This is a genomic window from Chitinophaga eiseniae (genome assembly GCF_900167135.1).
GTDB classification, from domain to species: domain Bacteria; phylum Bacteroidota; class Bacteroidia; order Chitinophagales; family Chitinophagaceae; genus Chitinophaga; species Chitinophaga eiseniae.
Map to the genome: position 1 here is coordinate 799,984 of NZ_FUWZ01000003.1, position 24,835 is coordinate 824,818.

General features: G+C 50.4%; 15 protein-coding genes. 5 read left to right on the forward strand and 10 right to left on the reverse strand.

Translation table 11 applies throughout. From position 1 onward, the window contains the following. Positions 1–99: 99 nt before the first annotated feature. Complete coding sequence (locus tag B5D63_RS22235; protein WP_078671031.1) at positions 100–1,221, reverse strand: NUMOD4 domain-containing protein; 1,122 nt, start codon at positions 1,219–1,221, stop codon at positions 100–102. Positions 1,222–1,825: 604 nt separating this feature from the next. Here B5D63_RS22235 and B5D63_RS22240 point away from each other — a divergent pair. The 3 genes from B5D63_RS22240 (at position 1,826) to B5D63_RS22255 (ending at position 10,753) form a co-directional block, all read left to right on the forward strand. Continuing rightward, on the forward strand, positions 1,826–5,173 hold the full coding sequence (locus B5D63_RS22240) for a hypothetical protein (RefSeq protein WP_143313035.1): 3,348 nt from the start codon (positions 1,826–1,828) through the stop codon (positions 5,171–5,173). 40 nt (positions 5,174–5,213) lie between these two features. Next, positions 5,214–9,644, forward strand: a complete 4,431-nt coding sequence (locus tag B5D63_RS22245) for an RHS repeat protein (protein ID WP_078671033.1) — start codon at positions 5,214–5,216, stop codon at positions 9,642–9,644. A 665-nt stretch (positions 9,645–10,309) separates the two neighbouring features. Further along, entirely contained in the window at positions 10,310–10,753 is a 444-nt protein-coding gene (locus tag B5D63_RS22255; protein WP_159456116.1) for a DUF4265 domain-containing protein, read from the forward strand. Between the two features lie 321 nt (positions 10,754–11,074). On the opposite strand, the gene B5D63_RS22260 is transcribed toward B5D63_RS22255, so the two are convergent. From B5D63_RS22260 to B5D63_RS22290, 7 genes are all read right to left on the reverse strand, one after another. Further along, a complete protein-coding gene (locus B5D63_RS22260) occupies positions 11,075–11,629 on the reverse strand; it encodes a hypothetical protein (protein ID WP_078671036.1) in 555 nt (184 codons plus the stop codon). A 328-nt stretch (positions 11,630–11,957) separates the two neighbouring features. Continuing rightward, positions 11,958–13,034 carry an AAA family ATPase gene (locus tag B5D63_RS22265; protein ID WP_078671037.1) on the reverse strand — a complete coding sequence of 359 codons (1,077 nt, stop codon included), beginning with the start codon at positions 13,032–13,034 and terminating at the stop codon, positions 11,958–11,960. Between the two features lie 87 nt (positions 13,035–13,121). Further along, entirely contained in the window at positions 13,122–13,460 is a 339-nt protein-coding gene (locus tag B5D63_RS22270; RefSeq protein ID WP_078671038.1) for a hypothetical protein, read from the reverse strand. Between the two features lie 11 nt (positions 13,461–13,471). Further along, complete coding sequence (locus B5D63_RS22275; protein WP_078671039.1) at positions 13,472–13,789, reverse strand: helix-turn-helix domain-containing protein; 318 nt, start codon at positions 13,787–13,789, stop codon at positions 13,472–13,474. A gap of 174 nt (positions 13,790–13,963) precedes the next feature. Beyond that, entirely contained in the window at positions 13,964–14,371 is a 408-nt protein-coding gene (locus B5D63_RS22280; protein ID WP_078671040.1) for a hypothetical protein, read from the reverse strand. Positions 14,372–14,376: 5 nt separating this feature from the next. Further along, on the reverse strand, positions 14,377–15,507 hold the full coding sequence (locus B5D63_RS22285; protein WP_078671041.1) for an adenine nucleotide alpha hydrolase family protein: 1,131 nt from the start codon (positions 15,505–15,507) through the stop codon (positions 14,377–14,379). A gap of 309 nt (positions 15,508–15,816) precedes the next feature. After that, positions 15,817–16,281: a JAB domain-containing protein gene (locus B5D63_RS22290; protein ID WP_078671042.1), complete on the reverse strand. Its 465-nt coding sequence runs from the start codon at positions 16,279–16,281 to the stop codon at positions 15,817–15,819. A 248-nt stretch (positions 16,282–16,529) separates the two neighbouring features. On the opposite strand from B5D63_RS22290, the gene B5D63_RS22295 reads away from it, so the two are divergent. Together B5D63_RS22295 and B5D63_RS22305 are read left to right on the forward strand one after the other, a co-directional pair. Further along, positions 16,530–17,306: a hypothetical protein gene (locus tag B5D63_RS22295; protein ID WP_143313036.1), complete on the forward strand. Its 777-nt coding sequence runs from the start codon at positions 16,530–16,532 to the stop codon at positions 17,304–17,306. A gap of 778 nt (positions 17,307–18,084) precedes the next feature. After that, positions 18,085–19,533: a hypothetical protein gene (locus tag B5D63_RS22305; RefSeq protein WP_078671045.1), complete on the forward strand. Its 1,449-nt coding sequence runs from the start codon at positions 18,085–18,087 to the stop codon at positions 19,531–19,533. A gap of 78 nt (positions 19,534–19,611) precedes the next feature. On the opposite strand, the gene B5D63_RS22310 is transcribed toward B5D63_RS22305, so the two are convergent. Then, positions 19,612–21,939 carry a T9SS type B sorting domain-containing protein gene (locus B5D63_RS22310; RefSeq protein ID WP_078671046.1) on the reverse strand — a complete coding sequence of 776 codons (2,328 nt, stop codon included), beginning with the start codon at positions 21,937–21,939 and terminating at the stop codon, positions 19,612–19,614. Next, positions 21,936–24,767 (reverse strand): DUF7948 domain-containing protein, encoded by a 2,832-nt coding sequence (locus B5D63_RS22315; protein WP_159456117.1) that lies wholly within the window; start codon positions 24,765–24,767, stop codon positions 21,936–21,938. The genes B5D63_RS22310 and B5D63_RS22315 overlap by 4 nt, the downstream gene beginning before the upstream one ends. Positions 24,768–24,835 lie beyond the last annotated feature (68 nt).

Consider the following 24,835-nt stretch of genomic DNA (forward strand, 5'->3'; position numbering starts at 1 on the left):
ATGTTGATATCCAAAGCAGAATACCTCTTTCCCGTATTTAAACGACAACGGGGAACCGATGGTGTAGAAAATGAAAGCGGGATGCCATGATAACAGGACTTAATCTTGTTTATTATGGCGGATGGCGATTTCTTTTAAATAGAGATTCCGGTACTCAAGGTTGTGGGCGTCCCCATCCTTATACCTGACCCGGAGGTTAGGATCGGACAAGTCGAATGCTTCTACGAAGAGGCAATATACGTAGCGGGCAACCAGATAGTTTTTTTTCTTGCCTCCTTTACATAGGGTAGTAATCAAGGCTGACGTTCGGTCTTCAGATTTACTTTTCCTTTTTTTGGAAGTGAGCATTTTGATTCGTTCAGGGTACCATTTCTTTAGGTTACCTTCCGAGACCTTGCCCAGTGCTTTCACCCTGCCCATATTTGATATCTGGTACAATCCTTCATACCCTGGGAAGTCCTTCCAACGTTCCCCTTTCCTGGTTGCTGGTGAAAGGTCAGCGGCAGGCGGCGCATGTTTAGGTTCAGTCGTAGCGCCCGAAGCAAAATTTGTGCTAAGACCTAAGTCGATATGCTTACGTAAAACACCTTTACGAAACTTCCCGGCCCTGCCCTGCTGCCAGAGAAAGCCTTTGCACATATTACCGTTATGAACAGCGGAAGAGATGGAAGAAACATCAAAGCCGTTCTTTGCCCCTGCTTCCGACAGGCTCGCATAGGTTGCGATCAAGTTGCCACGGGTATCGAACTGGCTTATCGGCTTGCGTGTTTCGCTAAAAGCCCTTCCTTTCTCATAAGATCGTTTTAATATCTTACTAATATTGGAAGCCTCCAAGTTCCTATAGTTCAGATTGCGGCCATCGCCATCTTTAAAGCAGATGAGTGTGCTTCTGTCCTTCAAGTCCAAAGGGGCTACGAAAGCGTTATACACCAACCGGGCCACGGAATGGCAATAAGCTATGCCTTCCAGGTAAAGCGGTGCAATAACACTATAGGAGTGATCCGCTGCTTGCTTATTATATCTTCTTACCACCCTTGGGCTCAGGATTTGTATCGGTTTGTTCCGGATACCACCATGGGGCAGCATCCATTTCCTGCTCAGGGACTTGATGCGACCATGAGAAGACACTTCGTAAAAATCCTCGAAACCGGCGATGGGTTTCCAAAGTTCCCGCTTGCGGTCCCTAAGGAACAGATCCTGGTAGGCGTATTGCTGCTGCATAGCTTATAGTAGGTTTGTCCATTTTTCAGTTAAGTCCAATGACAACAAGAGATACCTTGCTTATTGTTCGAATAAAAAATAAATATTTGAACAACGTAAGATAATCGTTTAACAACGAAATAATAATACCCAAATTAAGCATCTGGTTTTGATGTATAGCCGGATGCAATACGCAGATTAGCCGATGTTGACTTTGTAGCGCCATAACCGGATGGCAACTTTTTTACTGTTCGGATAACTCGTTTACTTGTGTGCCAGGTCTATCAGTGTATGTACCCAAAAATAGAATTTTTCCACCATGCACATATGCAGGTTTTTACCTGGTTTTAATCATGGTTTTTACCTGTAGGAAATTTCATGACAACTTTTCAATTTTGCCGACACAATTTTTGCATTTGCAGAATTGTCTTGTCCAAAGTAAATAAAAGATTATCGGTAGTACTGATAGTCTTTTTAAGTGTCCAGTAACTAACCAATCCGACCAACCTTCTGTAAATCAAGAGTGAAGCATGTTATTGCACTAACATGTTGCTGGGTTTTGTACGCCGCCTATTGGCGCACAACACTCCTATTTTAGAGTCCATTTTTAACCTATTCTAACCCTATGAGAAATCTCAGATCATTGATCATTTTGTTGATGACCCTGCATTGCTGTGCCCTAAATAGCCACGCCCAGGACAAGCTGGGGGGCGCCGGCGCTGACAGCAAGATGCTTCCCGGCGGCTCTGACGGCGGCGGAGGTGGCGGCCTTTATACCCCAAACCTCTACGACGGCAGCGCCACGGTCAACATTCCCATTTATCAATACAGCGCAGAAGACGGGAGCTTTGGCGTAGGCTTCAGTTTTAATACCCGGGGTATCAAGGTCGACGCCATAGCGTCTTCCGCAGGCCAGGGATGGGAATTTTCTTTGCCCAACATTACTCGCGTGGTCAAAGATCTGCCTGATGAAGTCAATTTCGGCGCTGATACCTTTCTTTACGCTCCTGTTTATGATTACAATCCTGGCGGTGAACAATATAAACTGAATAATTTCTACTGGATGAAAGGCCGGTATGCCGTGTACTCCGAGTCAGGCAGCACGGCCGATCCCAATATCTACCGCGACGGCGAAGCCGACGATTACGTAGTGAACCTGGGCAGCGGCTCCTTTACCTTCAACCTCGGTAAGAACAATTACATCTTCACTAACCCTGCCCGGAGTGTAAAGGTAGAACTGTTGCTCAACGGCGCGGTGATCACTTCCGTTAACGACTTCCAGGTGATTGGCATCGATGAGCAGCAAAAGCTCGAATTCCGCATTACCGACGAAGGCGGCACGCAGTACCGCTTTATCCGCGGCGACTTCGAGATGCGTACCATCGAAGATGAACATGGACAGGGTATGGAGCTGGTCTCGTACTGGCTTACCACCAAATGGGTGATCAAGGAAGTAACCCTTCCCGGTGGCGCTAAGATCACTTATAACTATGATCATATTATCCGGCCCGGCGGCAGTGTGGTCGGCTATCGCAGCTACTCCCTTAAAGAAGGTGGCGGTAGCATTGGCTCCCTAAGTATGAGCGACGAACGCACTTACAACCCCCGTTTCGCTATACCTACGGCTATCCAATACCCCAACGCAGTGGAGCTGCTCTTTAATTACGACAGCCAGAAACGGCCCGATTTCCCATACGGGGCCTTACGATCGCTGAAGACCCATACCACCTACAATTGTATCGAATACAAGCTGCACCAGTCGTTCTGGTACGATAGTACCGGGCAGCCGGTGGCAATACCATATGCCCAGGGCCTCGTAACATACGACGGCAAGGCCAGGCTGCGCCTCGACAGTGTGTCCATTGCCTCCTGCGACGGCACCGTGACAGAATCCTACTTCCGTTTTGAGTACAGCCCGTTGCGATTTCCAAGGCGCCTGAGTGTGAGCCAGGATTACTTTGGCTATTATAATGGCGCTGTATATAGCGGCAGCGACCCCAACACTATTCCCTATCACCAGAGGTGGTGGCCCGGCAACCCCAACCCCGGCTATTATGGTATATACCGTACTTACAATCCTGCCGGTATCGAGGCCGGTATACTGCGCAAGATCACCAATGCTTATGGTGGAACGACTTCCTTTTATTACGGAGGGCATGTATTGAGTACGGTTCTGCCGGGCTTGCCTACAGATGATAATTTTATGGGTGATGGAGAAAATGACGGCATACGGCTGGATTCCGTAGTAGAAAAGGAACAATATCATATAGAGAACAGCAGAGTAACCCGCTTTATCTATTCGGGAGGACAGCGCTTCCTGGACGGCGGCTATTTTTACTCGCCCCTGGCCTGGAAGACCGTAGGTGGCGTGCTGACCATGTTCAGCATGAACTATACCGGCAACTATGTCACTCCTCACCACCTGGTAGGCGGCTCCAATCACGGCTATTCCAACGTGACCGTGGAGAGCCGTATGGGCAATGGTACCCTGCTCTCAAAAAAGGCCTATGTTTTTACCAACCTGTACGATGCCTACTCCGGCATCCAAACCCGGTATACCATTGTGGGTGGCGGCAAACATTTTTATCAATATCCTTTTACGGACAAAAGTTATCTCCGCGACTGGGAAATGGGACTGCCGCTTAGCGTTACCGAGTACGACAACAACAACCGGATCGTGAAGCAGACCCTCAACACCTACGATTTCAGGGTCGACTCCATGAGTGCCGTGGGTAAGGTGGAGAACCGCAAGGCGGGTAAAATGTCGCTTTACGATACCCCGCTTCCCGGCGCACCTACCCAAATGAGCACCCGCGACAGCTTAGATTATTATCGCCCTTACCGGGGCTGGGCTTTGCCCCTGCGTACGGTGACGCGCAAATATTTCAGCGACGCACAATACGTTGCCGATACTACTTTATTTGCTTACGACGCCCGCAACAATCTTTCCGAGATCATCACCACCAACAGTAAGGGGCAAAAGATGCGTACCGTAACCGTCTACAATTACAGCGTCGCTACGCAGAGCGCCTCACAGACCATCTACCAGATGAACCAGGCAGGGCTGGAAAAGAAGCTGGGCATGGAGCGCTGGATAATGGGGACCACAAGAGCTGAAGATCAATTGCTGGATGCCAGCATCTCCACCTTCAGCTACCAGAACGGCATCCTCTTGCCCAAGGCGCTGTACGCCTTCGAATCGGCTACCTTACCGGATTACAATACCTATACCGGCGCAGGCAACGTTCCGGTGCCACCCCTGTACCAGCGCTTCCATACCGCTTTCCTGGGCAATGCCGTTACTTATTTCCAGAAAGTAAGCGAAGTGCAGGCTTCCGACAGCAAAGGCAACCCGCTGGAAACCCTCTTGCCTTTGAGCGGACAGTACAAATCGATGATCTGGGATACCCTTACCGGCCAAAAGCTCGCCGAGGCTTCCTGCCGCCTGGCCGATATGGGCTATACCGGCTTTGATGTGAGCCATAAGGGCAGCTTCAGCTACAATAGCGGTGGCATTACCTGGGTGGCCGACGCACCTGCAGGCCGCAATGCCTACTCCTTTGGCTCGGGAGCGGTTACCCGCAGCGGTTTTACACCCAATAAGCCTTACCGTATCGGGTTCTGGAGCAATGGCACGCCCACCTGTACCATTGGCAGTACGCCGGTAAGCCTGGTAGCAGCGCCTGCGCAGGGCAACTGGACCTATTACGAAGCCGGCTTTACCCCCGCCACCGGCAGCGATGTGCTCAGCATCAGCGGGCCTTCCCTCAAATATATCGACGAGCTGAGGCTGTACCCGGCTAATGCGGCCATACAATGCTACTCCTACGAGCAAATGTTTGGCAAGCGGGCCGATATTGACCATTCGGGCAGGATGACCTATTACGAATACGACAAGCTGGGCCGCAGGACCATCATCCGCAACCAGGAAGGCGCCATCCTCTCCAAAACAGAATTTTATATCGGCCAGTAAGGCTTTACCTATAACCTCATTATCCTCAAAAAAAGAGCTTATGTTCTCCAGATATTTCTTTTCACTCCTGCTGGTGTTGCTGGGTACGGTAGCCGCGCAGGCGCAAAGCAACACGCCGAAGACCACGGAGACCGACCCCGGCGGCGCCATCAATACGATACCCGTGCCACCTGTTTTCAACGTAGGCAGCGGGACCACTCCTTCTTATATCCGCACGTATGTGCCCCGAATACCCATTACCAATGCCGGCGATGTGAACAGCGCCTCCAACCCGGAACAAGTACAAACCGCCACGGCATACAAGGACGGCTTCAACCGCACCATACAGGCCGTGCAGCATTATGCCCTTACCGGCAGCAAGCGGCACCTGGTGCAGCCTTTCGACACCCGCTTCCAGGCCGAAGAGGCATCCTACCTGCCATTCCCGGCCGGTACTATTGCCTACGACGATAACGAGTTTGCCCGGCAGGCTTACTACTATGCCAACGAGGCCTATCCCGGCGAAGGGTATACCGCCATGAGCATTACCAGGAACATGTCCAACAGCGCGCAGCGGGCTACCAAGAGCCTGGCGCCCGGCCGCAGCCAGGTAGGCCAGAACCGGGGCGTGACGGTGAGGAAAGTAACCAACCCTGCAGGCGCTGTGAAGATATGGGAGCCTGATGGTACCAGCAATAAGCCCATCTACAAAGGCACTTACGCGGCAGGCCGGCTCTTTGGCGAGTATGTGTTCGACACCAGCGGCACCGAGACCCTGACCTATACCGATATGGATGGCCGGGTGATCAGCCGCACCGTAAAGCAGAAAGACCAGCCGGCAGGCGGCGGTGGCGTAGTTACTATTACCGGTACTACCGAATACATTTACGACGTTAAGGGCAACCTGGTGTGCGTAATGCCGCCCAAAGCCAGCGCTGCGGCAGGGACCGGCCCCAGTACTGCCGTGCTCAATAGTCTCTGTTTCCGCTATAACTACGACACCAAAGGAAGAAAGATAGAGCAAAAGTTCCCAGGCAAGGACTGGGAGCATTTTGTCTACGATAAAAGGAACCGCGTAGTAATGTACCAGGATGGTAATTTGCGCGCAAAAGACGATTGGACTTTTACCCTTTACGATGCGCTGGACCGCCCGCTTTGCTCGGGCCTCGTAGAACCTTCGGGTACTGAAACAAGGGGGCAATACCAGTACATAATTGACAACAATGTAAGCTACCCATCTACTTACCTGTTCTATTACATCAATAGTTATGATTTGCTGCACACCTATCCCTCTTACATGGAAGCCTGCACGATCCTAAGCTATCAGTATTACGACAATTACAACAATGCTGATCCCGCAGATAACACCTGGAACAATACCCTGGGCGCCCTGGTCTTTAATGGCGAGCTGATGAACACACCCGGCAATGAAACACCGCTACGATCGGTACACAGCCAGGGGAAACTGACCGGCACTAAGGTAAGGATATTGCCTGCCCCGGGAGCGGATGCCTCCAAGACCGGCGACTGGCGCGAGACCGTGAACTATTACGATAAGAAAGGCCGCGTGATCTATACGGCCAGTATCGACAAATACCAGGGCAGCGCCCTCCACGTGCACTACAGCGGTATGCAGTACGACTTTGCCGATCGCTCATTGAAGAGCAAGCACAAGATGTACAACCTGCTGGACCAGGCCCAACCGCATACCGAATGGGGCTTTAACGAATACGACGCTATAACCGGCAACCTGCTCAGGACCTGGCACCGCACCGATCCCGGCGCCTGGAACCTGCAGGCCAGCTACAGCTACAATGACCTGGCAAGGCTCAGCCGCAAGGTACAGGGCGACTGGGGCGAGGTGCAGGATTACGCCTACAACATACGCGGCCAGCTTAAGGGCATCAACGAGTACTACGCCCTTACCGGCGACCGCCAGGGCGAAAGCCGCAGCTTCGGCCAGAGCCTCTGTTATGATTACGGATTTAGCCAGCGCCGTTTCGACGGTAAGCTTGCAGGCATGATCTGGCGCGGTGCCGGCACCTCCGCAGCCAATGCTTACGGCTACGATTACGACTACAGCGGCCGCCTGATCCGGGCCGACTACCGCCGCTTCGAGTTGGGCAACTGGAGCAATGCCCTCACAGACTATTCGGTACTGAAGCTGGGTTACGACCGCGACGGCAATATCGAAGGCATGGATCAGTACGGCGTAACGCCGACTGGAAAAGTATTGATGGACCAGCTGAGCTATACTTACGAGAACGCAGGATTAAGCAACCGCCTGGAAAAAGTACAGGACGGCGCTACCTTCTATAACCTGGGCGACTTCAACAATACCAACGGCAGTGCTACCGATTATGGCTACGACCCCAATGGTAACCTGACCTCCGATGCCAACAAGAACATCGCCTCGGTTACTTATACCTATTTCAACAAGCCGGAGGTGGTCACCTTCGGCGATGGCAAGAAAATGCTGTACAGCTATGATGCGGGCGGCAATAAGGTGCAGGAGCTGATCACCCAGCCGGGCAAGCCCGACAAACGCACCGACTACGTAGGCAACTATGTGTACGAAAACGATGCATTGCGTTACCTGCAGACCGGTGAGGGCCGTACGGTGTACGATACCCTGAACAACCGCTTTAAAGAGGAGTACTTTGTAAAAGACAACCTGGGCAATGTACGCAGCGTGGTAGAAGTGTATGTGCCGCCGGTGGCCGAATACCTGGCCACCCACGAAGTGGCCAGCGCCAACCTGGAAGGCCTCTTCTTCGACCACCTCAACCATGACCCCAAGCCCGGTGGCAACCCCGGCGACCAGTACTCCACGCGCCTCAATGGCTCAGATCCCAGCCGCAGGATCGGCACTTCGATGCTGCTCAAAGTAATGGCCGGCGACAAGGTAGAAATGAATGTGAACAATTACTATGAGCTTTACGATAGCAAGAACGATGCGCCGGTCAGCGCCGGCGATATGCTGAACACCATCGTTACTACGCTGATGGCCGGTGGCGGCGGTATGCCCGGCGAAGCGCACGATATCCATAAAGTGACCGATGCCTTTAATACCACCAATTATTCTGTATTCGACAATATGGTAAACGCCGACTTTACCAGCCCCAACCAGCCCAGGGCTTACCTCAATTATGTGCTGTTCGACGAGAACATGCAGCTGGTATCGACCATGAGCGGCGCCTTCCAGGCCAATGGCTCCGGCACCTGGACGCAGATCGGTACTACGGTACCGTTAGAAATACCGCAGAATGGCTATATGGCCGTATATTTGAGCAATGCTTCCAGGAACCTGTCGGCAGATATGTACGGCAATGTGTACTTCGACCAGTTGGTGATCCGCTTCAGCAGGGGTAAATTGAAGGAAGAGGCGCATTATTACCCGCATGGCTTGCCCATAGCCGGTATGGGCAGCACCGCCAACGGTATGATCGAGAACCGGGACAAGTACCAGGCCAATGGCTATATAAAAGACCTGGGCCTTAACTGGATGGATTTTAACAACCGCCAGTATGACCCGCAGATCGGAAGGTTCTTAAGTGTGGACCCGTTAGCGCCGGAGACAGATGCCTTCTCGCCTTATGCCGCGATGAACAATAACCCTGCGAGTTTGATTGATCCGAATGGATTGCAGGTGGGACAACACAGAGAGTATGCATGGGGTAGTAAACTTAACAGACAAGTCTGGGGGGCTTGGCAAGCTGAGATTGACCAATGGTTGAAGACTAATCACATAGCAGAGTTCATAGCTTCCACCGGCTGGGGAGAAGGTGGAAGCGTAGGTGTCACTACTTACTATGGTGATGATGCCAGAAGTTTTGTCGCGGACTTCCTTGGAATTCCCTATGATCCATCAGGCTATGTTGAATCGGGCACAACTGAGGAAGAGCTAAAGAAAAATGGGTACTTTATTGACAAAAATGATGGAACAAGTATTGCTTATCATTGGTATACCCAAAGTAATCCCGGTGATATAACTAGTCTAAAACGACATGATGATATTACGCTAGTCCGTAAATCTAACATTAATAGCATGCTTTCATTACTAAAAAGCTTATTTCCCACTACCACAGCACTAAGCGGAGTAATAAGAGACCCCGCAAGCTATTATCCATATGACATGTTTTCTAAATGGAACACAAGCATAGCAGACGCAGCTTGGCTCGCATCAATGAGCAAAATTGTAAAATATGCAAGAATAGGGGAATCATTTAGTACAGGTACAGTTGTCACGGGGGTGATTTTGGATGCCAAAGCAGTATATTTAGGGCAAATAAGTTGGACGAAGTTTTGGGTAAATACGGGTTTCGGTGTCGGAGGTGCAGCCTCCCCATACTTAGCGCCAATATCAGTTTTCTATTTCAGCGTCGATGCATTTCATCCAGGAGGATGGGATGATTTAATATTTTCCCCTGCACCTTCCACTCCAACAGGATATGAAAATATCGATTTAGGTTTAGGTGCCGGATTTCATTAATAAATTTAAATATCAACATTAATGTTAGTAAAAGATTCGTATTACTATATTTTTTATAAATTCTATAGATTTCTCCAATTATCTCCTCTCACCAAGGGGAATACAAAATTTAAAGCCGTTTTATTTTTAATTATAGTGGAAAGCTGGATGGCTTTTTCACTAATAAACTACTATGATATACTTTTCTCAAAAAAGAGAGGGACAATTTCTAGCAGCTTAACAATCTCACTAATTGCAGCTATTTGGATCATTAAATGGTTTTTTTTTATTCGAAATGATAATTGGCGTAATTATGTTGAAAAGTTCGATAAATGGCCTAAAGCTAAAAACAGAAGAGGCACACTAATTGTTATTTTGATAGTTCTTCTTCTTCTGATTAATTTCATCGTTTCATTCTATTTAAATCCATTAAGCAATGACTGAGGGATCGATGTGCAGCTTGTATTTTTAAAATGCGTTAAAGATTAAAAGTACTTTAATGATAACTGCGAACAGCCTGGACTCATGAATAACAAAAAGCTGATATTTCAATACCGTCGTCGAACGGTGGTTTTGAAATATCAGCTTTATACGCCGTTACCTACTACCGATAACACGACAGTAACGCCACGAATAAACCAGGTAGAAATCCCTGAGACAGATTTTCCCCGATGTTAATGCAATCAATGGAAAACTACGTAAAAATTCAATTTCCCTTTTATCACGAAGGCGAAAAAAAGGAATGGAAAGAGCGGATGTGGGCCAGACCGATGGGACAGCACTATGAACTATCGAACACTCCGATTTATGTAAAGGAGTATTCGTTTGGTGATGTAATAAGTGTAAAAAATATAGATGGAGAACTCTTTGTAGATGAGCTTATCCAGGAATCTGGACACAGTACAATTCGTATTGTATTTCATGACATGAACATGCGCGATTTTACCGTTACTAAAATTGGAGATCTAGGCTGCGATATAGTTGTTACTGACAAACCGCAATTGATTGCAGTAGATATACCTCCTGCTGTCGACTATCGAAATTCGGTGCTACCCTTACTGGAGGATGGTTTAAGAGCTGATCAATTGGGATACGAAGAGGCTTGCATTTCTACTAAACATAGTGGGTAGTGTTCATTAGTTGAACATTCGACCATCTAACTCAAAAAAAGCATTTTTCATAGATGTTTAGACAATATGCTAACCAATATCGGGCATTGATGTTCGGTATTGGTTTCATCTTCCAACATAGCGCTTTTTGTCTCTTATTTACCACGCTATTCCGCTTCAATTGTATAAAGGCGTTCTATACTGCACGAAAGTGTCAACCACCTATAACTTCCATAAAAGTCTCTGAGCTTGGTTCGCTGTTGAATCTTGCAACGCCTGCGCTTATAAGCAGCTAATGATAAAAAACTTCCGAGGAAAAGCATCAACAAAAAATGGAGGTGGCTATTCCCCCGTATAATCCCTTATACTAACGGGCTTCAGCTGTTTACCTTTTTTAATAACGGTTTTTGTTGCATCTGCATCGAGCGCGTTTTCTGTTGTGATGACCACTTTGTTCAGCAGCCAGTCTTGTTTAGACGGAACATAACAGAAGGTCGTTTCGGTGCGAGTTCTTTCCCTACTGCCATAATATTGTTGAATGGTAAAGGAACAATTGTCGATGGTGGTACTTACGTAGGGATCACCTTGCGTGCCGCCAATGTCGGCAGGCAGGATTAGGTCCCTGTTGGTGACCGCCAATGACAGCTGATAGTGATTGTTGCGCAGCAGGATCATAAAGGGGCGCGACCCCGGTGTGTCCAATGAAGCTCCTGCTGCTTTAGATTGGAGTACTAGGACTACGTCCGGAATATGGTCCCCATTGAGGTCGCCGCTCACGGTATCCCTTACCTCATACCCGGTTGGGACGAACTTCTTAAACGCATCATGACCAATAGGCGGCTGTGCCCGTAATGCAATTGCGGAGAGAAGTGCCAGAGAAAGGAAAAATGTTTTCATACTGCTATTTTTAAGGTTTAGGCGTGAGTTTGCAGGGCGGTATCTGTCCGGGCCGAAACCGCAAGCAGTACCTTCAACCTTTGTTGTCTTAAATGCCATTCGCTCCAAATTCGTTCAGTATATCAACAAAAACAAGTTTTGTTCCGTTTGTTCCATTCCGTGTTTCAGTTTTTAAGTGTACTTCATTAATAAACAATCAATTACGACAGTGTTTTGTTCCATTTCTTGTTCCAGATGTTTTGCAAGTCACACAAATAAGTTGATAATCAATTGTTTATTGCGTTTAATTATCCCATTTCTGGCAAAATGGAACGAAACGGAACGAAATTCAATCCGGGTCGGCGCCATCAGGTTTTAACCAGCGATGGATCGTTGCCTTTCCCTTACCGAGGATAACGGCGATCTGGTCCAAAGTCTTTCCCTGGCTGCGCAGCGCCACGGCCATGTCCTTTTGCTCGCTCTTTTCCGTAAGAGACCGGATTCCCACATGTTCTGCCTCGTTCACGGCATCGGAAACCAGCTCGAACCAAAAAGTTTCTGGATTGAACCGAAGCAGCTTTGCTGTATCCCCCTCCTCAAAATGACGGGACTTCCCACGCTTCAGTATACGGTAGTGTTTATCCTGTGCACTTTTACGTAAAAAGAAATCTGCGTCCGCAAGGTCGGACTTGATTCCTGATCCAGCCTGAAGGTCACTATCGCTCAGCTGACCGGAAGTATGCTTCCTGAAATGGTCGGTGATGATGACTGTGGCCTTGGAGCTTTCACAAATGGCCAGCAAGATGAACATGAGCTTTGTGATTTCCTTATTGTTGTTGGTATCTGCCCCGGCAAAGGCCAGCCGCAAGTTGTCGATAACGATCAATACTGGCTTTAATTTTTCGATCATGGTAGCGATTTTGGGCAGATCGTCGATTAAATTGGTGCGGGAAGCATAGACCATCGGCTTATAGCTGGCCGATATGGGTAGCGGCGGCTGTACAAATAGCTTTTTCAATCTCCTTTGGATGACCTCTTTGCCCAGCTCTGTACTGATGTAAAGTGTATTACCGTGCAGCGTGATCGGCTCGCCCAGGAATGCGGGCCAGGCGGAGGCGATAGCCAGGCAAAGCTGCATACAGAACCAGCTTTTACCAACATCCCTGGGTGATGGAAAATGGACCAGGCAGTTTTCGGGAACGTATGGCCCGAAAAGCATACGCAGGTCTTCCAACTCCCCGGCTTCTTCGACAAGCCGGTGCATGGATTTGAAAGTTGACTTTGAAAAGAACGAAACGCTATCCGATAATTTGTGAGTACTGCCAACCATATGATCGATTAAGGCCTGCAGGTGGTCGCTGAAAAGCAGCTGCAGGCGCGGATTTAAAAATAGTGGTAGCAGGAAATTTCTATGCGCCTGACGCATTGCGCGCGTAAAGCAGGCCTGCGGCGCCGCAAGGAAAATGAGCTATGCTGTCGAATCAGAGAGCGCAAATCCTTATTCGGCCCATAGTTACTTGCTAGGCGCCTTTTTCCTGTTGGGTAAATGTTTCCCTGCCGTAGTAAATGGTGCAATCCGGATATCATTTGATGCAGGAACCTGGAGCCTAAGTTTCATTTCTATGGTCAAGGGCTTATGCTGCTGGTGCATCCATATCCAATTCGTAGCGGTGACCTTCCAGTTAAGGATAGGACAACCCTTATCCGTTTTCCACTTCCGGTCTTTGTAGTACTTATAAAAGCCCTCAGCGGCTTTAGCTGGCAGCCCTTTTTGATCGAAATAAATCTTTACATGTGCCAACAAGGGAGGCATATTTCCGCCACAGCCGTCTATTTTACTGTTTCTTGTCATAGCAGGTACCGTTAATATTTTTGAATAGGATGTAGCATTTTACTGATCTCGTCGGCATCATAGTAAACGATACCTCCGATCTTTTTAAAAGGAAGGGTGCCATTATTGCGCAGCCGTTGCAGCGTGCCAGGCGATGCGCCCAGTATCTTACGGACCTCATTGGTCTTTAGCCACTTTTTGGATATCTGGCCGGTGTTTTCCTTCAGAATCTTTTTAAATTCGGCGAGCAGCTCTTCGCGGAAGTCCCGCAGATCGGCTACGGTGACGATCTGGTTGGATAAAATTGGATGCCGCTCGGTGGAAATTGGCTGTTGATGTATTGCTTTCATATTCACCTGAGTTTTCTACAGGTGCAATTTGGCCCAATTGGAAAGCCATGATGAATAGGTGATCCTGAGTCGGGTTGAATAATTAAATATTGACATTAGAAAACCGGCCAATCTAATGTTGGCCGGTATCGATAACGCGCCTGATCCTATAGGACCGCGATCGGTCCAGGTAGCCTATTGCGCAGCGACGTTGTAGCGCTGCTTTAGCAGCTCAATACATTCTTTCAGCTTGTCCTCCTGCTCCAGGAGCAGGGTGTCGGCAAATAATGGGTATTTCACAAAGATATCCCCGACTGCTTGCCGATGCTTGTTTTCTGCCTTGCGGACGGCGGCGCGGTACTTTTGGAGCGCAGTTCTCGGCCGGTAAGGCTTTGTATGATACGGAGCCCAATGGTAACTGTAATCACTGATGCCAAATCGCTTTGTGAGCCTGGCTAGTAAGCGGCCGATCTTATCTTTAAAAACCTCATCGTTAGCATGGTCTCCGAGGAAAGAACCCAGGAAGTAATGCTCCCGCCCTCTTTCCTTTCTCGTCTGGTCTGCTACAGACAATGCATAAAACTGATGATATCCAAATGCCATAAAAACTATTCTTGGTAAGGTAATTGGGTGAAAGAAAAATTGGAAGTGCAGCCACAGTCGCCATCCATCAGATCTACGGTAAAGAACTCAATCAATTCCTGCCAGCTGACCGTTTCTGAGAATCGCTGCAGCTCAATGACAGCGGGCCGGTCAAGCATATTGGCAGCTTCCCGTAGTTTCTCAATTTCAGCGCCGGTAAGCAACCCGTTATTTTGGATAAAGTCCGTCATCATTGCCGGCCTGCTTTTTGTCGCGGTCCGCCACAGGCCCCGGCAGCCACTACCTAAAGCCTGCAGCCTCGGTTCCTGCTTCAGCAGCTTTTCCCGGCTGGCACCTCTGGCCGTTTCCAGCTTTTGCTCCCAGGCACTGTGCCTGGACTGATAATCGGCCACAAGCTGTTGTTCGTTCATATGACCTCTCAACCTCGGTACGGCCCTAGCCTCCATCAGGACAATACCGCGCAAATAGCTTTTGCGGAATTCCATAAGCTCCTCCGGTTTTGTGGCCGGACAGAACTTGCATGCTGATTTGGGAGGAACCGGCAGACCGGCCTTTTGTATGGCCGCTTTACACATCTCCCTGTCCATTCCCCATTCTACCAAAGGGTACCAATAATCGTACTTCGCATCCTTAATGCCCTTTGAATGGGCATAGCGTTTCATGTCTTTGGCGCCGGCATCATATCCGATGATCTTTTTAATTTTACCCCCAGCTTTCCAATAATCAAGGGCAGGCTGCCAGCGGTTCGTCCACTTGTTTTGGGGGGCAACCTTCCACTTGAGGGAACAGGACTTGCGTCCATAGGCAAGAGACGGGAGTATCCTGTTGGCAATGACTTCCTGCCCCAGGCTTTTGTAGGCAAATCCTTTCTTTAGATTCTTCGGCTTGTTCCGTACAACGGTTACCTGCGGAAACCCAACCAGGCTTAGCCAGCTACTGATGATCGGGAGGTAATCGTAGGTTTCCTGCTTTTCCTCTCCCGTATCGGCAAACAGTATAGCATCCGGGATAATCCCTCTTCTCTCCAGCTCCACCAGCACCGCGGTGCTGTCCACGCCCAAACCGTAAGCTACGATCAGTGGCTGTTTTAGCACTTCTTCTACAGGTCTGAATAAATTGATTTGAATTGCTTTCATACAGCTAATTTTTAATGATGAAAAAATTGAATGATGAAGCAATCAGCGGGCATGAGCGAGCAAGACCAAAAAGCAACGGAATAAATGTGGGCCGGCCGCGCCCGCGTTGTGTTTATGCCGGAATTTTTTGGTCGCCCCGAAGCTCACGCCCGAACTTTGATTCAGCACGAGGCTTTTTATATCCCACCTAAAGCATCTTCACAATGGAGGGGCAGGCCTGAAAGGGCGGGCAGCTTTGGCACAGGATGCGGCAGAACGGATATGTTATAAAACAGCAGCCGCAACGCCATAATAAAAGAAAAGAACGGGCTACATCAGCCCGTTTTCGCAAAATGAATAATGCCCATCCCAGGCAAGGATCAAATGGTCGATAACTTCGATTTCAAGCAGCCGTCCGCCATGAACCAGTTTTTCAGTAAGGCGCTTATCATCGGCACTGGGCAAAAGCGATCCGCTGGGGTGGTTATGGGCCAGTATGATCTTTTTGGCGCCGGCCTTTAGTGCCGCAGCAAAGATCAGCCGAGGGTCTGCTACCGTGCATGTAGTGCCACCTGATGAAATTTGAACGATACCTATTACCCTGCTTCCTGCATCGAGCAGTAAGATCTTGAATTGCTCCTGTAGGTTTATCGTATCCTCGTTCCAATTAGCTCTGAAGATATCGTTAGCTTCTTTAGATCCGTTAATCGCAACACGATCAGCGGCTTTGATTTTTGGACGATAGCGTAACTGGATCTGAGGCACCTTGGCGGTCAGCTTTACTTGTGTTTCCATATACCATTATTTTAAATGAATTATGGAGAAAGCACAGACCTGGGGCGACCAAAGCCCAGAGGAAACGGAATAAGTGTCGGAGACTAACATAGCAGAGCCGGCAGCGCTGCCATGTTATTATGCCGTAGTCTATGGGGTGCCCCGAGCCACCGGACTATCTTTCGGAAGGATTCGTTGATCTTTCTCCATGTTGGAATAGTACCTTATTGACGGCTCTGCGTTATAGGGAAGGAACATATATCTATATTGTGGTGACGAAAAATAAAAAAGGAACAAGGCCCGAGGTGAAAGCAGGGAGCCGAATTTGGGTAAAGCTGGATCTCGATACCGTAAGCGAAATAAGGAAGCTGCTATCGGCCGAACCCAGATTGCGTTACGCTAAAATTGCTACTAAATATGGTGTCTCGATGAGTACGATCAGCAACATCCGGCACAATAAGATTTATCCCGCTATGGAAAACGATCCGAATGATTTTAGAACAGAAGGAAAGAAGCTCAGTTATAAGCAGGTTAAAGAAATCCTTGATTTTTTAGAGAACCCGAACGGACCCTTGTCCGACCTGGCCGAGAAATATGGTGTAAGCATCTGTACCATCTCTAATATCAAGTATGGACGAACATATTCGGCTTTGGTATCTGAAAGAAATATCGACCGTGCCTACCGGCATAAGAGGGAATTCCCCAAAAGCCTTTCAGAAGGCACTTTACAAGAGATTGTCCATGTTCTTTCCAACGGTGAATTTACAATAGAGGAGGTTGCCGCAAAATTTGGTACCTATGCCGGTTTAGTCAGTAGGATCAAACGGAAATTCTGCCCGGAGGTTTCCGAACGCTTTAAATGCAAGCTCCTTACCGGTCCACAGGTGAAAGAAATGATCGCTCTTCTTAAACAGGGACACCTCCGGTCAAAAGAATTACAAGACCTGTTCAATTGCAGCTGGCAAGTGGTCAACCGTGTAAAAAAGCGTTTCTGTCCGGAGGCTGCCGGGCCGAAGCGGCTTCGTCCCACGTTGCAAAAGAAATGAAATTTCAATAATGCTTTGTCAAAAGCATCAGGGCTCATTAGGGTGTGGCCCCGCCCGTAAGAAATGACCCGGCGTGGTTAATTCCGCTTGCCTCATTTAGTAAAATCTCAGCTTACCAGCGACATTTGAAACCATAGCCAGCTTTCCCGCCGCTCTACCAGCGCAGTAGAACCCTCCATACACGCCCCCAACTTTCCAGATCCGGGGCGGAATAGTCTATTTCAGTGTCACCATTGGCGTGCTCAACATGACGGACTGCGATACAGGGGTCTCCGGCCCCATGTGCCATGGAAAGGTTTCTGTTATCCTGGCCTTGCCGTCCTCCCAAACCGCCCATAAATGAGATATGACAACTAAAGGCCTGTCAGCAGCGCTGCTCCTGAAATGTTCCATGCTAAAATTGTCTTGATTTAAAAGATTTATTGCTGTTTCCATTAATAGTAACGGCAGCACCCCCAAAAAGTACTACCGAATGTTTTACAGTGCGCCTTATAGGATTGTGCCATTAAACTTATCGAGCACGAGATAGACATCACTCCAAATCGTCAGATAGCCGTTTCATTTTAGAGGAATAACCCAGTGAGCTGCGCGCTCTTTTTACCGGTAGTCGTGGTTGAGTATTTGGGGGCCAAAGTTGAGTACTTCAGCATATTAAGCCGGCTAATGCTTTGCCGGGTATACCTTTGCTGGTAATTTCATTTCCGGAACTGAGCCTTCAGATCGACCAAAATTGATAGCATGGATATGCCCGATCCAATTTCACCTAAAACCTCGAACCATGAAAAAACTATTGTTTTCCACCGGACTAATCGTAACAGGCTGCCTGCTTTTTTATGCCTGCAAGAAAAACCTTCATGACCCTGCCGAGCAGCAGCGGTCATCTGGTGCTTCTTCGAAAGCCCTGGCCGCTGCCTGTACCTACGAGACGCTTTCAGGCAATATTTCCGCCAACAAGGTGTTGTCCGCCGCTATCGTCTATCGGCTGGACGGCTGCGTTACCGTAAAGCCGGGCGTGACGCTCAGTATCCCTGCCGGCACCTTGCTGCTCGGGATGAAGACGCCTACCGCCGGCGGCAAGAGCTTCCTTATTGTCGAGCGCGGCGGGGTGCTCAATATCAGCGGTACGGCTGCAAGCCCCGTCGTCTTTACTTCCGACCAGCCGGCAGCCTCCCGCAACCCCGGGGATTGGGGCGGGGTCCGACTATTCGGCAAAGCCAATAACAATAACAGTAATTCACTTAGCACCGACTTGGGCTGTGCGGTATATACCGGCGGCGGTACTATCAATACCGATAATTCGGGGACCATGCGTTACTTCCAGGTACACTTCGCCGGTGCTGCGGCCAACGGCAATGACAATTCCAAAGCAGCCATTATGCTCAATTCCGTCGGTAGCGGCACCACCTTCGATCATGTCCAAATCACTAGTCCCCAATTCGACGGCTTAAATGTGGCAGGCGGTACAGTAAAGATCGACAACGTAACCAGCTATAATACTGACAGGACCGACTTTGCTATTTCTTATGGCAATACCAGCAATATGCAGTTCCTTACTGCAATGCGGTTATCTGCGCCTCTGGTACCTACGTCTGGTGCATATGGCTTCGACATCAGTAACCAGCCGGTGACCATTTCTACAAGTACTCCTTTGACAAAACCGCTCATCAGCAACGCTACCGTGCTTGGCCCCAACTACTGCAGCGGCAGCCCTGTCAACGGTAATTACCTATATGCGGTCCGTTTTTTTAATAATGGTGCCGGGAAAATATACAATAGCCTGTTTTCGTCCTGGAATGGAAAAGGGTTGAGAATTGATGGTGGTAGTTCTCCTTCTTCAATCACACAGACCTTAAGCGGCAATTTGGAATTCTCCTACAATAGTTTCCACAACAGTGGGGCCATCCCCTATTCCAGTACCAGTTGGGCAGGAGGCTGCGACCTGTCCATGCAAAAATGGATCGACGGTACCGGGACTTCGGCCTGTGTAGAGGATGGTAACCAATTCTCCGTGACCACCCTGGGTTATAACGCCAGCTTCTGCAGCAATTTTTGTGGAGGGTTTACCCAGAATTTCGTACTTGGGTCTACCAGTATGGACAGCCCGGATTATAGTTGGGACGCCGGCGGAGCGTTCAGTCATGTCAACTACCGGGGCTCCATCGGGGCTGCGGATTGGATGCAGGGCTGGACCGCCTGGTGCGCCAAAGACCAGCAGTATTGTAACTGAATTTAACTGCAAGGATACATAGGGTTATTATAATGGATCGGGGCTTTCCTTTTGGAAAGCCCCTTGTTTTGAGCAACGCTACCGGAGCAAAGTAATGTCCCCCTTTACCTTCTTTATCCTGCCATCGGGATACAGGATGCCAACCTGGTAATAGTAGACCCCGACAGGGCACGGCCTACCGTCTTGGGTCCCATCCCATCCCCTTGCTGCATCCGAGGTACGGAACACCTCTTGTCCGTAGCGGTTGTATACCGCAAAGCTTTCCAGGCGCTGATAGGTAAAGCCCATCGGCTTAAATACGTCATTGAGCCCATCCCCATTGGGGCTAAAGGCGCTGGCCAGCAGATCGGGCATTTTGTAATCGATGGCAATTTTCACATAACCGGTATCGCGGCAACCGTATTGGTTCCAGCCGACAACGGAAAAGATAGTCGGTTTCAGCGGCCGCGTTACCGGATCGGCTTTGGTAGGAGTATCCAAAGGCCCGGAGGGCCACCAGGAATACAACAGGGCGCCTTCTGCATGCAACGTCAGGTTATCGCCATAGGGCAAGGTAGCCTCAGTCGGACGGACAGTGAGTTCCGTTGCAGGAAGCGCTGCTACTATCGCCATCATGGCTGTATCGCAGGACGCGCCGGTAATCCTTAACCGGTAACTACCTGGTTCCACAGCATATAGGGTATCCGAGCCACGGCGCTCGCGGTACTGGAGGACACTGCCATCTAAGCTGCTCCAGGTATAAGATAGCATACCCGTATCTGCAGCGGAACGGACCGCGATCAACATACCGTCCCGCTGGCCGGGACAGCTGCCCTTGCTGATCAGTCGCGGCACCCGGGAAAACTGGACCCTGAAAGTGTCGGTAACATAGCTGCAGTCCTTTCGATAATAACTTACCCAATAAGTACCTGAACCATAAACAAGCCGGTCTCGCTGGGATGACGCATCGTCCCAACGCTTGCATTTACCATTACTATCTGCTGCTATTACAACACTGTCCTTGAAGCATGACATTATCTGAAAAGTTTGGCCAGGCAAGGTATCTGGCGGCGAAGAGGCGCAAACCACTTCCTGCTGCAAATAGGAAAAGCCGCCCATGCCTCCCATTGAGAAAGATGTTCCAAGCGTACCGGTGTAGGCCGGAACAACAAGCGTGTTAAGCTCCGGCAAACAAGCCGGGCCTGCCAGGTCCGGCTGATGCAGCACATGAAAGCCCGGCCCCGGATTGTATCCTGCCGGGACGAGTGCCAGCGGCAAGCAAGTCTGGCTACCATTGTCGATGTAAACCTTTCGGTCGGGACCGGCCTTTATTTCCCCCAACGGGTTCTGGACGGTGAGGATGCAAAGCCCGCTGATATCCTGGAGCAACGATGGCTGGTTGGTAATGATGAGGTTCTTAGAAGCAATGATAGCGGGAAGGCCGGATTGATCGACATCGTACTGGAACAAACGCCCTGGCATCAGCAACCCGTTTATCCAATAGTTCTGGCTGGCATACAGCTTTGAGTTGTCAGGGGAAAAGCAAATGTCCTGGAACCGGGTATGGTTAAGGGCCGTGGCGGGAGCCAGCGGGTCTCCATTGCCGGTCGTTTCAAGTACTAATGTGTTGGTAATTTTCCCACTGCAGGGCTCAAAAGGAAACAGCTCTATGCCCTGCCAGCCGCAACAGGCTAGCATACTGCCATCCGGCGCCGCTTTCAGGAAACCGAAGTCATCATAGTTGTAATGAAAGGGCGCAGAAAAGGTGCCCGCTTCCGAGATCACCGGTTCAGGGTGCAGACCGGCGCCATCAATACCGAAGCTGTAGAACTGGTTGGCGGTCCGGGAACGCACCACCAGCCAGATGCCCCGGCAACCTTTAACGGCCGTCATTTTTTTGGCGACGATGGTACCATAGGCAGAGAGCACAACATCTTTTTGGCCGGCAACGATGCCGCCTGCGCCGCCATTAAGGCCCATGTCCAGCAGGCTGTATAGCAAGCCCTTGCCATAGGAATAGAAAATATAATACTGGTCGGCGTTACCTGGATGCGGTACCACTACCGGCTTGCAGCTTTCAGTCAGCGCCCCGGTGCGTAGCTCTGTGCCCACAATAGGCGTTCCATTGACCCTGAAAATACAAGGCTCCGGATATCCGGGTACATTAACCCGAAGCTGGACAATAAAGCGCAGCTGACCATTAGGCTTGCAGACTGCCGCCGACCACCAGGTACCATTGCCAGGCAAGGGATAGCTGGTGATCGTTGGCGAAGTACCGGAAAAATCGATGGCGGTGTTGGCAACTGTTTCTATCGTTGAAAAGAAGCAGATATTATTTTCGCCCTGTGCGAACAAGCCCGCAGGCTGCAAGATATAGAACATACAGAGACAGGCGATCAAAAAATCATACAGGCGTTTAGAGATCATAGGTTGCGGTTTAAAGAGATACGTGTAGAGCCGAGACGGCTGCCTTTATTATCCGTTAGGGTGAGCAGATAAATGCCACTGCTCAGACCATCGAGGCCCAGCACATTCAGCCCCTGCTGCAAAGTGCGCCGTAAAAGCCGTTTGCCGACGACGCTACAGATGTCAATGACTACCTTGGTAGGCGTTTGGATATAGAGCTTATCCGTGACAGGATTGGGGAAGATGCTGATCCCATAAGAGGCGAACAACGCTGCAATACCAGTACCATTGATGTTTATAGGTGCCGAAACTGTAGCACAACCTTCGGCGTTGCCGACGGAAACCGAGTAGACCCCATCGGTGCTGACCAGGTAGTCGGAGCTTGTAGCGCCGGCTATGGCCTGATCGTTACGCAGCCATTGGTAGCTGCCGTAAACGGAAGGAACCGAAAGCATGTTTCCGCTGCGGGTGATAACCGGCGTGTCCGGTGCCGGATTAACCGTGATCGCTAAAGCAATGGTATCACCTGTAGCGCAGCTGTTGACAGGTACCGCACGGAGCGTTCCGCTGCCGCTGCCGAAAGCAACCGAAACGGTATCTCCGCTGCCGGTTACGACCCATCCTGGGGCCGGTATCCAGATAACGGAGTCGCTTCCGCCAGGCGCTACGGAAAAAGAACTGTCGGAGCCTTTACATATGACAGCGGGCCCTATGATGGCGGCAAGGCTGCCTGGAGGCCGGCAATCCTTGACGCAGACCAGGAAACCATCCGCATCCCCTCCGGCAAAAGCAGGTTGAAGACTGCCGGGTGTGGCCACCTGCGTTGCGCTGGATGTGCTGCCTGCGATAAATATTTTTGAATCCCGGTCCCCGGTAATGGCTAGCGCAACATCGCCATCCACTCCCCCAAGATAGCTCCCCCATACCCTGGTTCCGTTATCGGCATCGAACTTAGCTACAAAGGCGTCTATGCTGCCACCGGATAAGGATTGCCAGCCGTCCTGTGTCGCGATGCTATCGGTACTCTGCGTAGGGCCGGTGATCAGCAAGGCGCTGTCACCGGGACAGTAGATGCCCCATATGCTCTCGGTGTTAACTCCTCCATAGTAGGTGGCCCATAACAGTTGACCTGAAGGATTAAAAGCAGCGATGATGCCATCTTCGCTACCGCCCCCGAAAACGGATTGATGCGCTCCGGTCGTGGCAACCGCAGCAGAAGAGTTTGTCGTTCCACCAAGGAAGACATTGCCGTTTTGGCCGACCTTGACGCAGTAGACCCTGTCCATCCCGCTTCCTCCATAGTAGGTGGCCCAGCTCAGCTGCCCGGCCGGGTTGAACTTAGCTAAAAAACCGTCCTGGCCGCCGCCTATTGCCGGTTGATGGGCGCCGGCCGTTGCAATTCCACCAGCGCTTTGCGTCCTGCCCGCCACCAGAAGGCTGCCGGCCGCATCGGTAGCCAGATCGTAAATGTAATCTGCCGTGCTGCCGCCATAATAGGTTGCCCAGTCCAGCAGACCGCCGCTGCTAAACCTCGCGATAAACCCATCCTGCCCCCCGGCAGATGCTGGCTGGTGGCATCCGGGTGTGGCCGCAATGTCGGTGCTTTGGGTATTACCGCCCAGGTACACATGGCCGTTGCCATCTGCTGCCAGTCCGATGGAAGTATTGCCCTCATGATTGCTGCCGCCAAAGTAGGTGGCCCATAACCGGAAGCCGGAAGTGTCGAATTTGACCAGGAAAGCATCCTTTTTTTCCGCCAGGCTGTCCCCGCCTTTGGCAGGCTGGTAGCTGCCTGAAGTCGCGATCCCATTAAGGCTGGCCGTAACCCCGGCTATGTAAACGCCAGAACTGTCCAGCGCTACCTTTTTACCTTGGTCCATATCCGGGCCACCGTAATAGGTAGACCAAACGAGCGACCCGTCCGGCCTCATCTTCGAGATGAAGGCATCGGAGCCGGAAAGATCGAAGCCACCTGCAAGCGTATCCTGGTAGCTACCGGAGGTGGCTATGTTACTCAGGCTGTTGGTTGCCCCCGTGAGATAAAGGCAGGAATCGAATTTGCTGTAAACGAGGTCGCTGACCTGGTCATACTCGACGCCGCCAAAATAGGTGCCCCACAGCACCATCGGGTCGACAACCAGGGTTCCCTTGTAGGGGGCCATTTGGAAGCTAAGTCCGGTGCCGCTACCGGACAGAACAAAAGAACAGCCAACCTGCCGCTGCCCTTCCTGCAGGTAAGCGTAAGGCGCCTGCTCGATGATGGAATCCACTGGTGTTGCGGCCAGCAGGCTTCCATCGGCTCCAATGCTTAGCCTTGTGGCGCCTTCATACTCCAGGCGTATATCGGCAGGGTTCCCCCCGGGCCTTACCACAAAATCATATTTAAGGTGGCCGTCTTCGGTCATGCGCAGCACCCAATCGATATGAGGATAGACATCCTTATAGGTCACCTCGCTGTAGGCTTGGGCCACCATACCTGAGGCGACACCGGGCAGGTAATACTCTTCCCTGTAGGGCCGCTGCTCGGTAGCTGCAGGCAGAACGCCTGGCCGGGCCCCGGCAAGCTTGACTTCCATGCGGTACATTAAGGCAGAGGGGCCCTGCACGCGGCCCCAGGCTGTCCATTGATAGAGTATCTTACCGCTGCCGATAAAGATCGTGAGCTCTTTGGAAGCGCGTAGCTTAAAATCGATATCTGTCCGGCCCTGGCGCCACTGGTCGGTGACTTGCCCTTTGTTCTCTATGAAGTAGGCAGGCCTGCGGAACTGACCGGGTAAAGGATGACTGCTGCGGCTATGGGCCTGCAGCGCCGACAGTAGCAACAGTATAGGTAAACAGATGCGGAGCATAACAAACAAATTAAGAGGTGAAACATAAAGGTTAGCAAAGCTAGGCTGCAGTATTTGTAGCGGGCAGG

Bases quoted from the DNA above. Each gene is read 5' to 3' on its own strand.
- B5D63_RS22285 (WP_078671041.1), bottom strand. From the start codon at position 15,507: ATGAAAGCAATTCAAATCAATTTATTCAGACCTGTAGAAGAAGTGCTA.
- B5D63_RS22310 (WP_078671046.1), bottom strand. From the start codon at position 21,939: ATGATCTCTAAACGCCTGTATGATTTTTTGATCGCCTGTCTCTGTATG.
- B5D63_RS22255 (WP_159456116.1), top strand. From the start codon at position 10,310: ATGGAAAACTACGTAAAAATTCAATTTCCCTTTTATCACGAAGGCGAA.
- B5D63_RS22245 (WP_078671033.1), top strand. From the start codon at position 5,214: ATGTTCTCCAGATATTTCTTTTCACTCCTGCTGGTGTTGCTGGGTACG.
- B5D63_RS22240 (WP_143313035.1), top strand. From the start codon at position 1,826: ATGAGAAATCTCAGATCATTGATCATTTTGTTGATGACCCTGCATTGC.
- B5D63_RS22280 (WP_078671040.1), bottom strand. From the start codon at position 14,371: ATGGCATTTGGATATCATCAGTTTTATGCATTGTCTGTAGCAGACCAG.
- B5D63_RS22315 (WP_159456117.1), bottom strand. From the start codon at position 24,767: ATGCTCCGCATCTGTTTACCTATACTGTTGCTACTGTCGGCGCTGCAG.
- B5D63_RS22260 (WP_078671036.1), bottom strand. From the start codon at position 11,629: ATGAAAACATTTTTCCTTTCTCTGGCACTTCTCTCCGCAATTGCATTA.
- B5D63_RS22270 (WP_078671038.1), bottom strand. From the start codon at position 13,460: ATGACAAGAAACAGTAAAATAGACGGCTGTGGCGGAAATATGCCTCCC.
- B5D63_RS22235 (WP_078671031.1), bottom strand. From the start codon at position 1,221: ATGCAGCAGCAATACGCCTACCAGGATCTGTTCCTTAGGGACCGCAAG.
- B5D63_RS22265 (WP_078671037.1), bottom strand. From the start codon at position 13,034: ATGCGTCAGGCGCATAGAAATTTCCTGCTACCACTATTTTTAAATCCG.
- B5D63_RS22290 (WP_078671042.1), bottom strand. From the start codon at position 16,281: ATGGAAACACAAGTAAAGCTGACCGCCAAGGTGCCTCAGATCCAGTTA.
- B5D63_RS22305 (WP_078671045.1), top strand. From the start codon at position 18,085: ATGAAAAAACTATTGTTTTCCACCGGACTAATCGTAACAGGCTGCCTG.
- B5D63_RS22275 (WP_078671039.1), bottom strand. From the start codon at position 13,789: ATGAAAGCAATACATCAACAGCCAATTTCCACCGAGCGGCATCCAATT.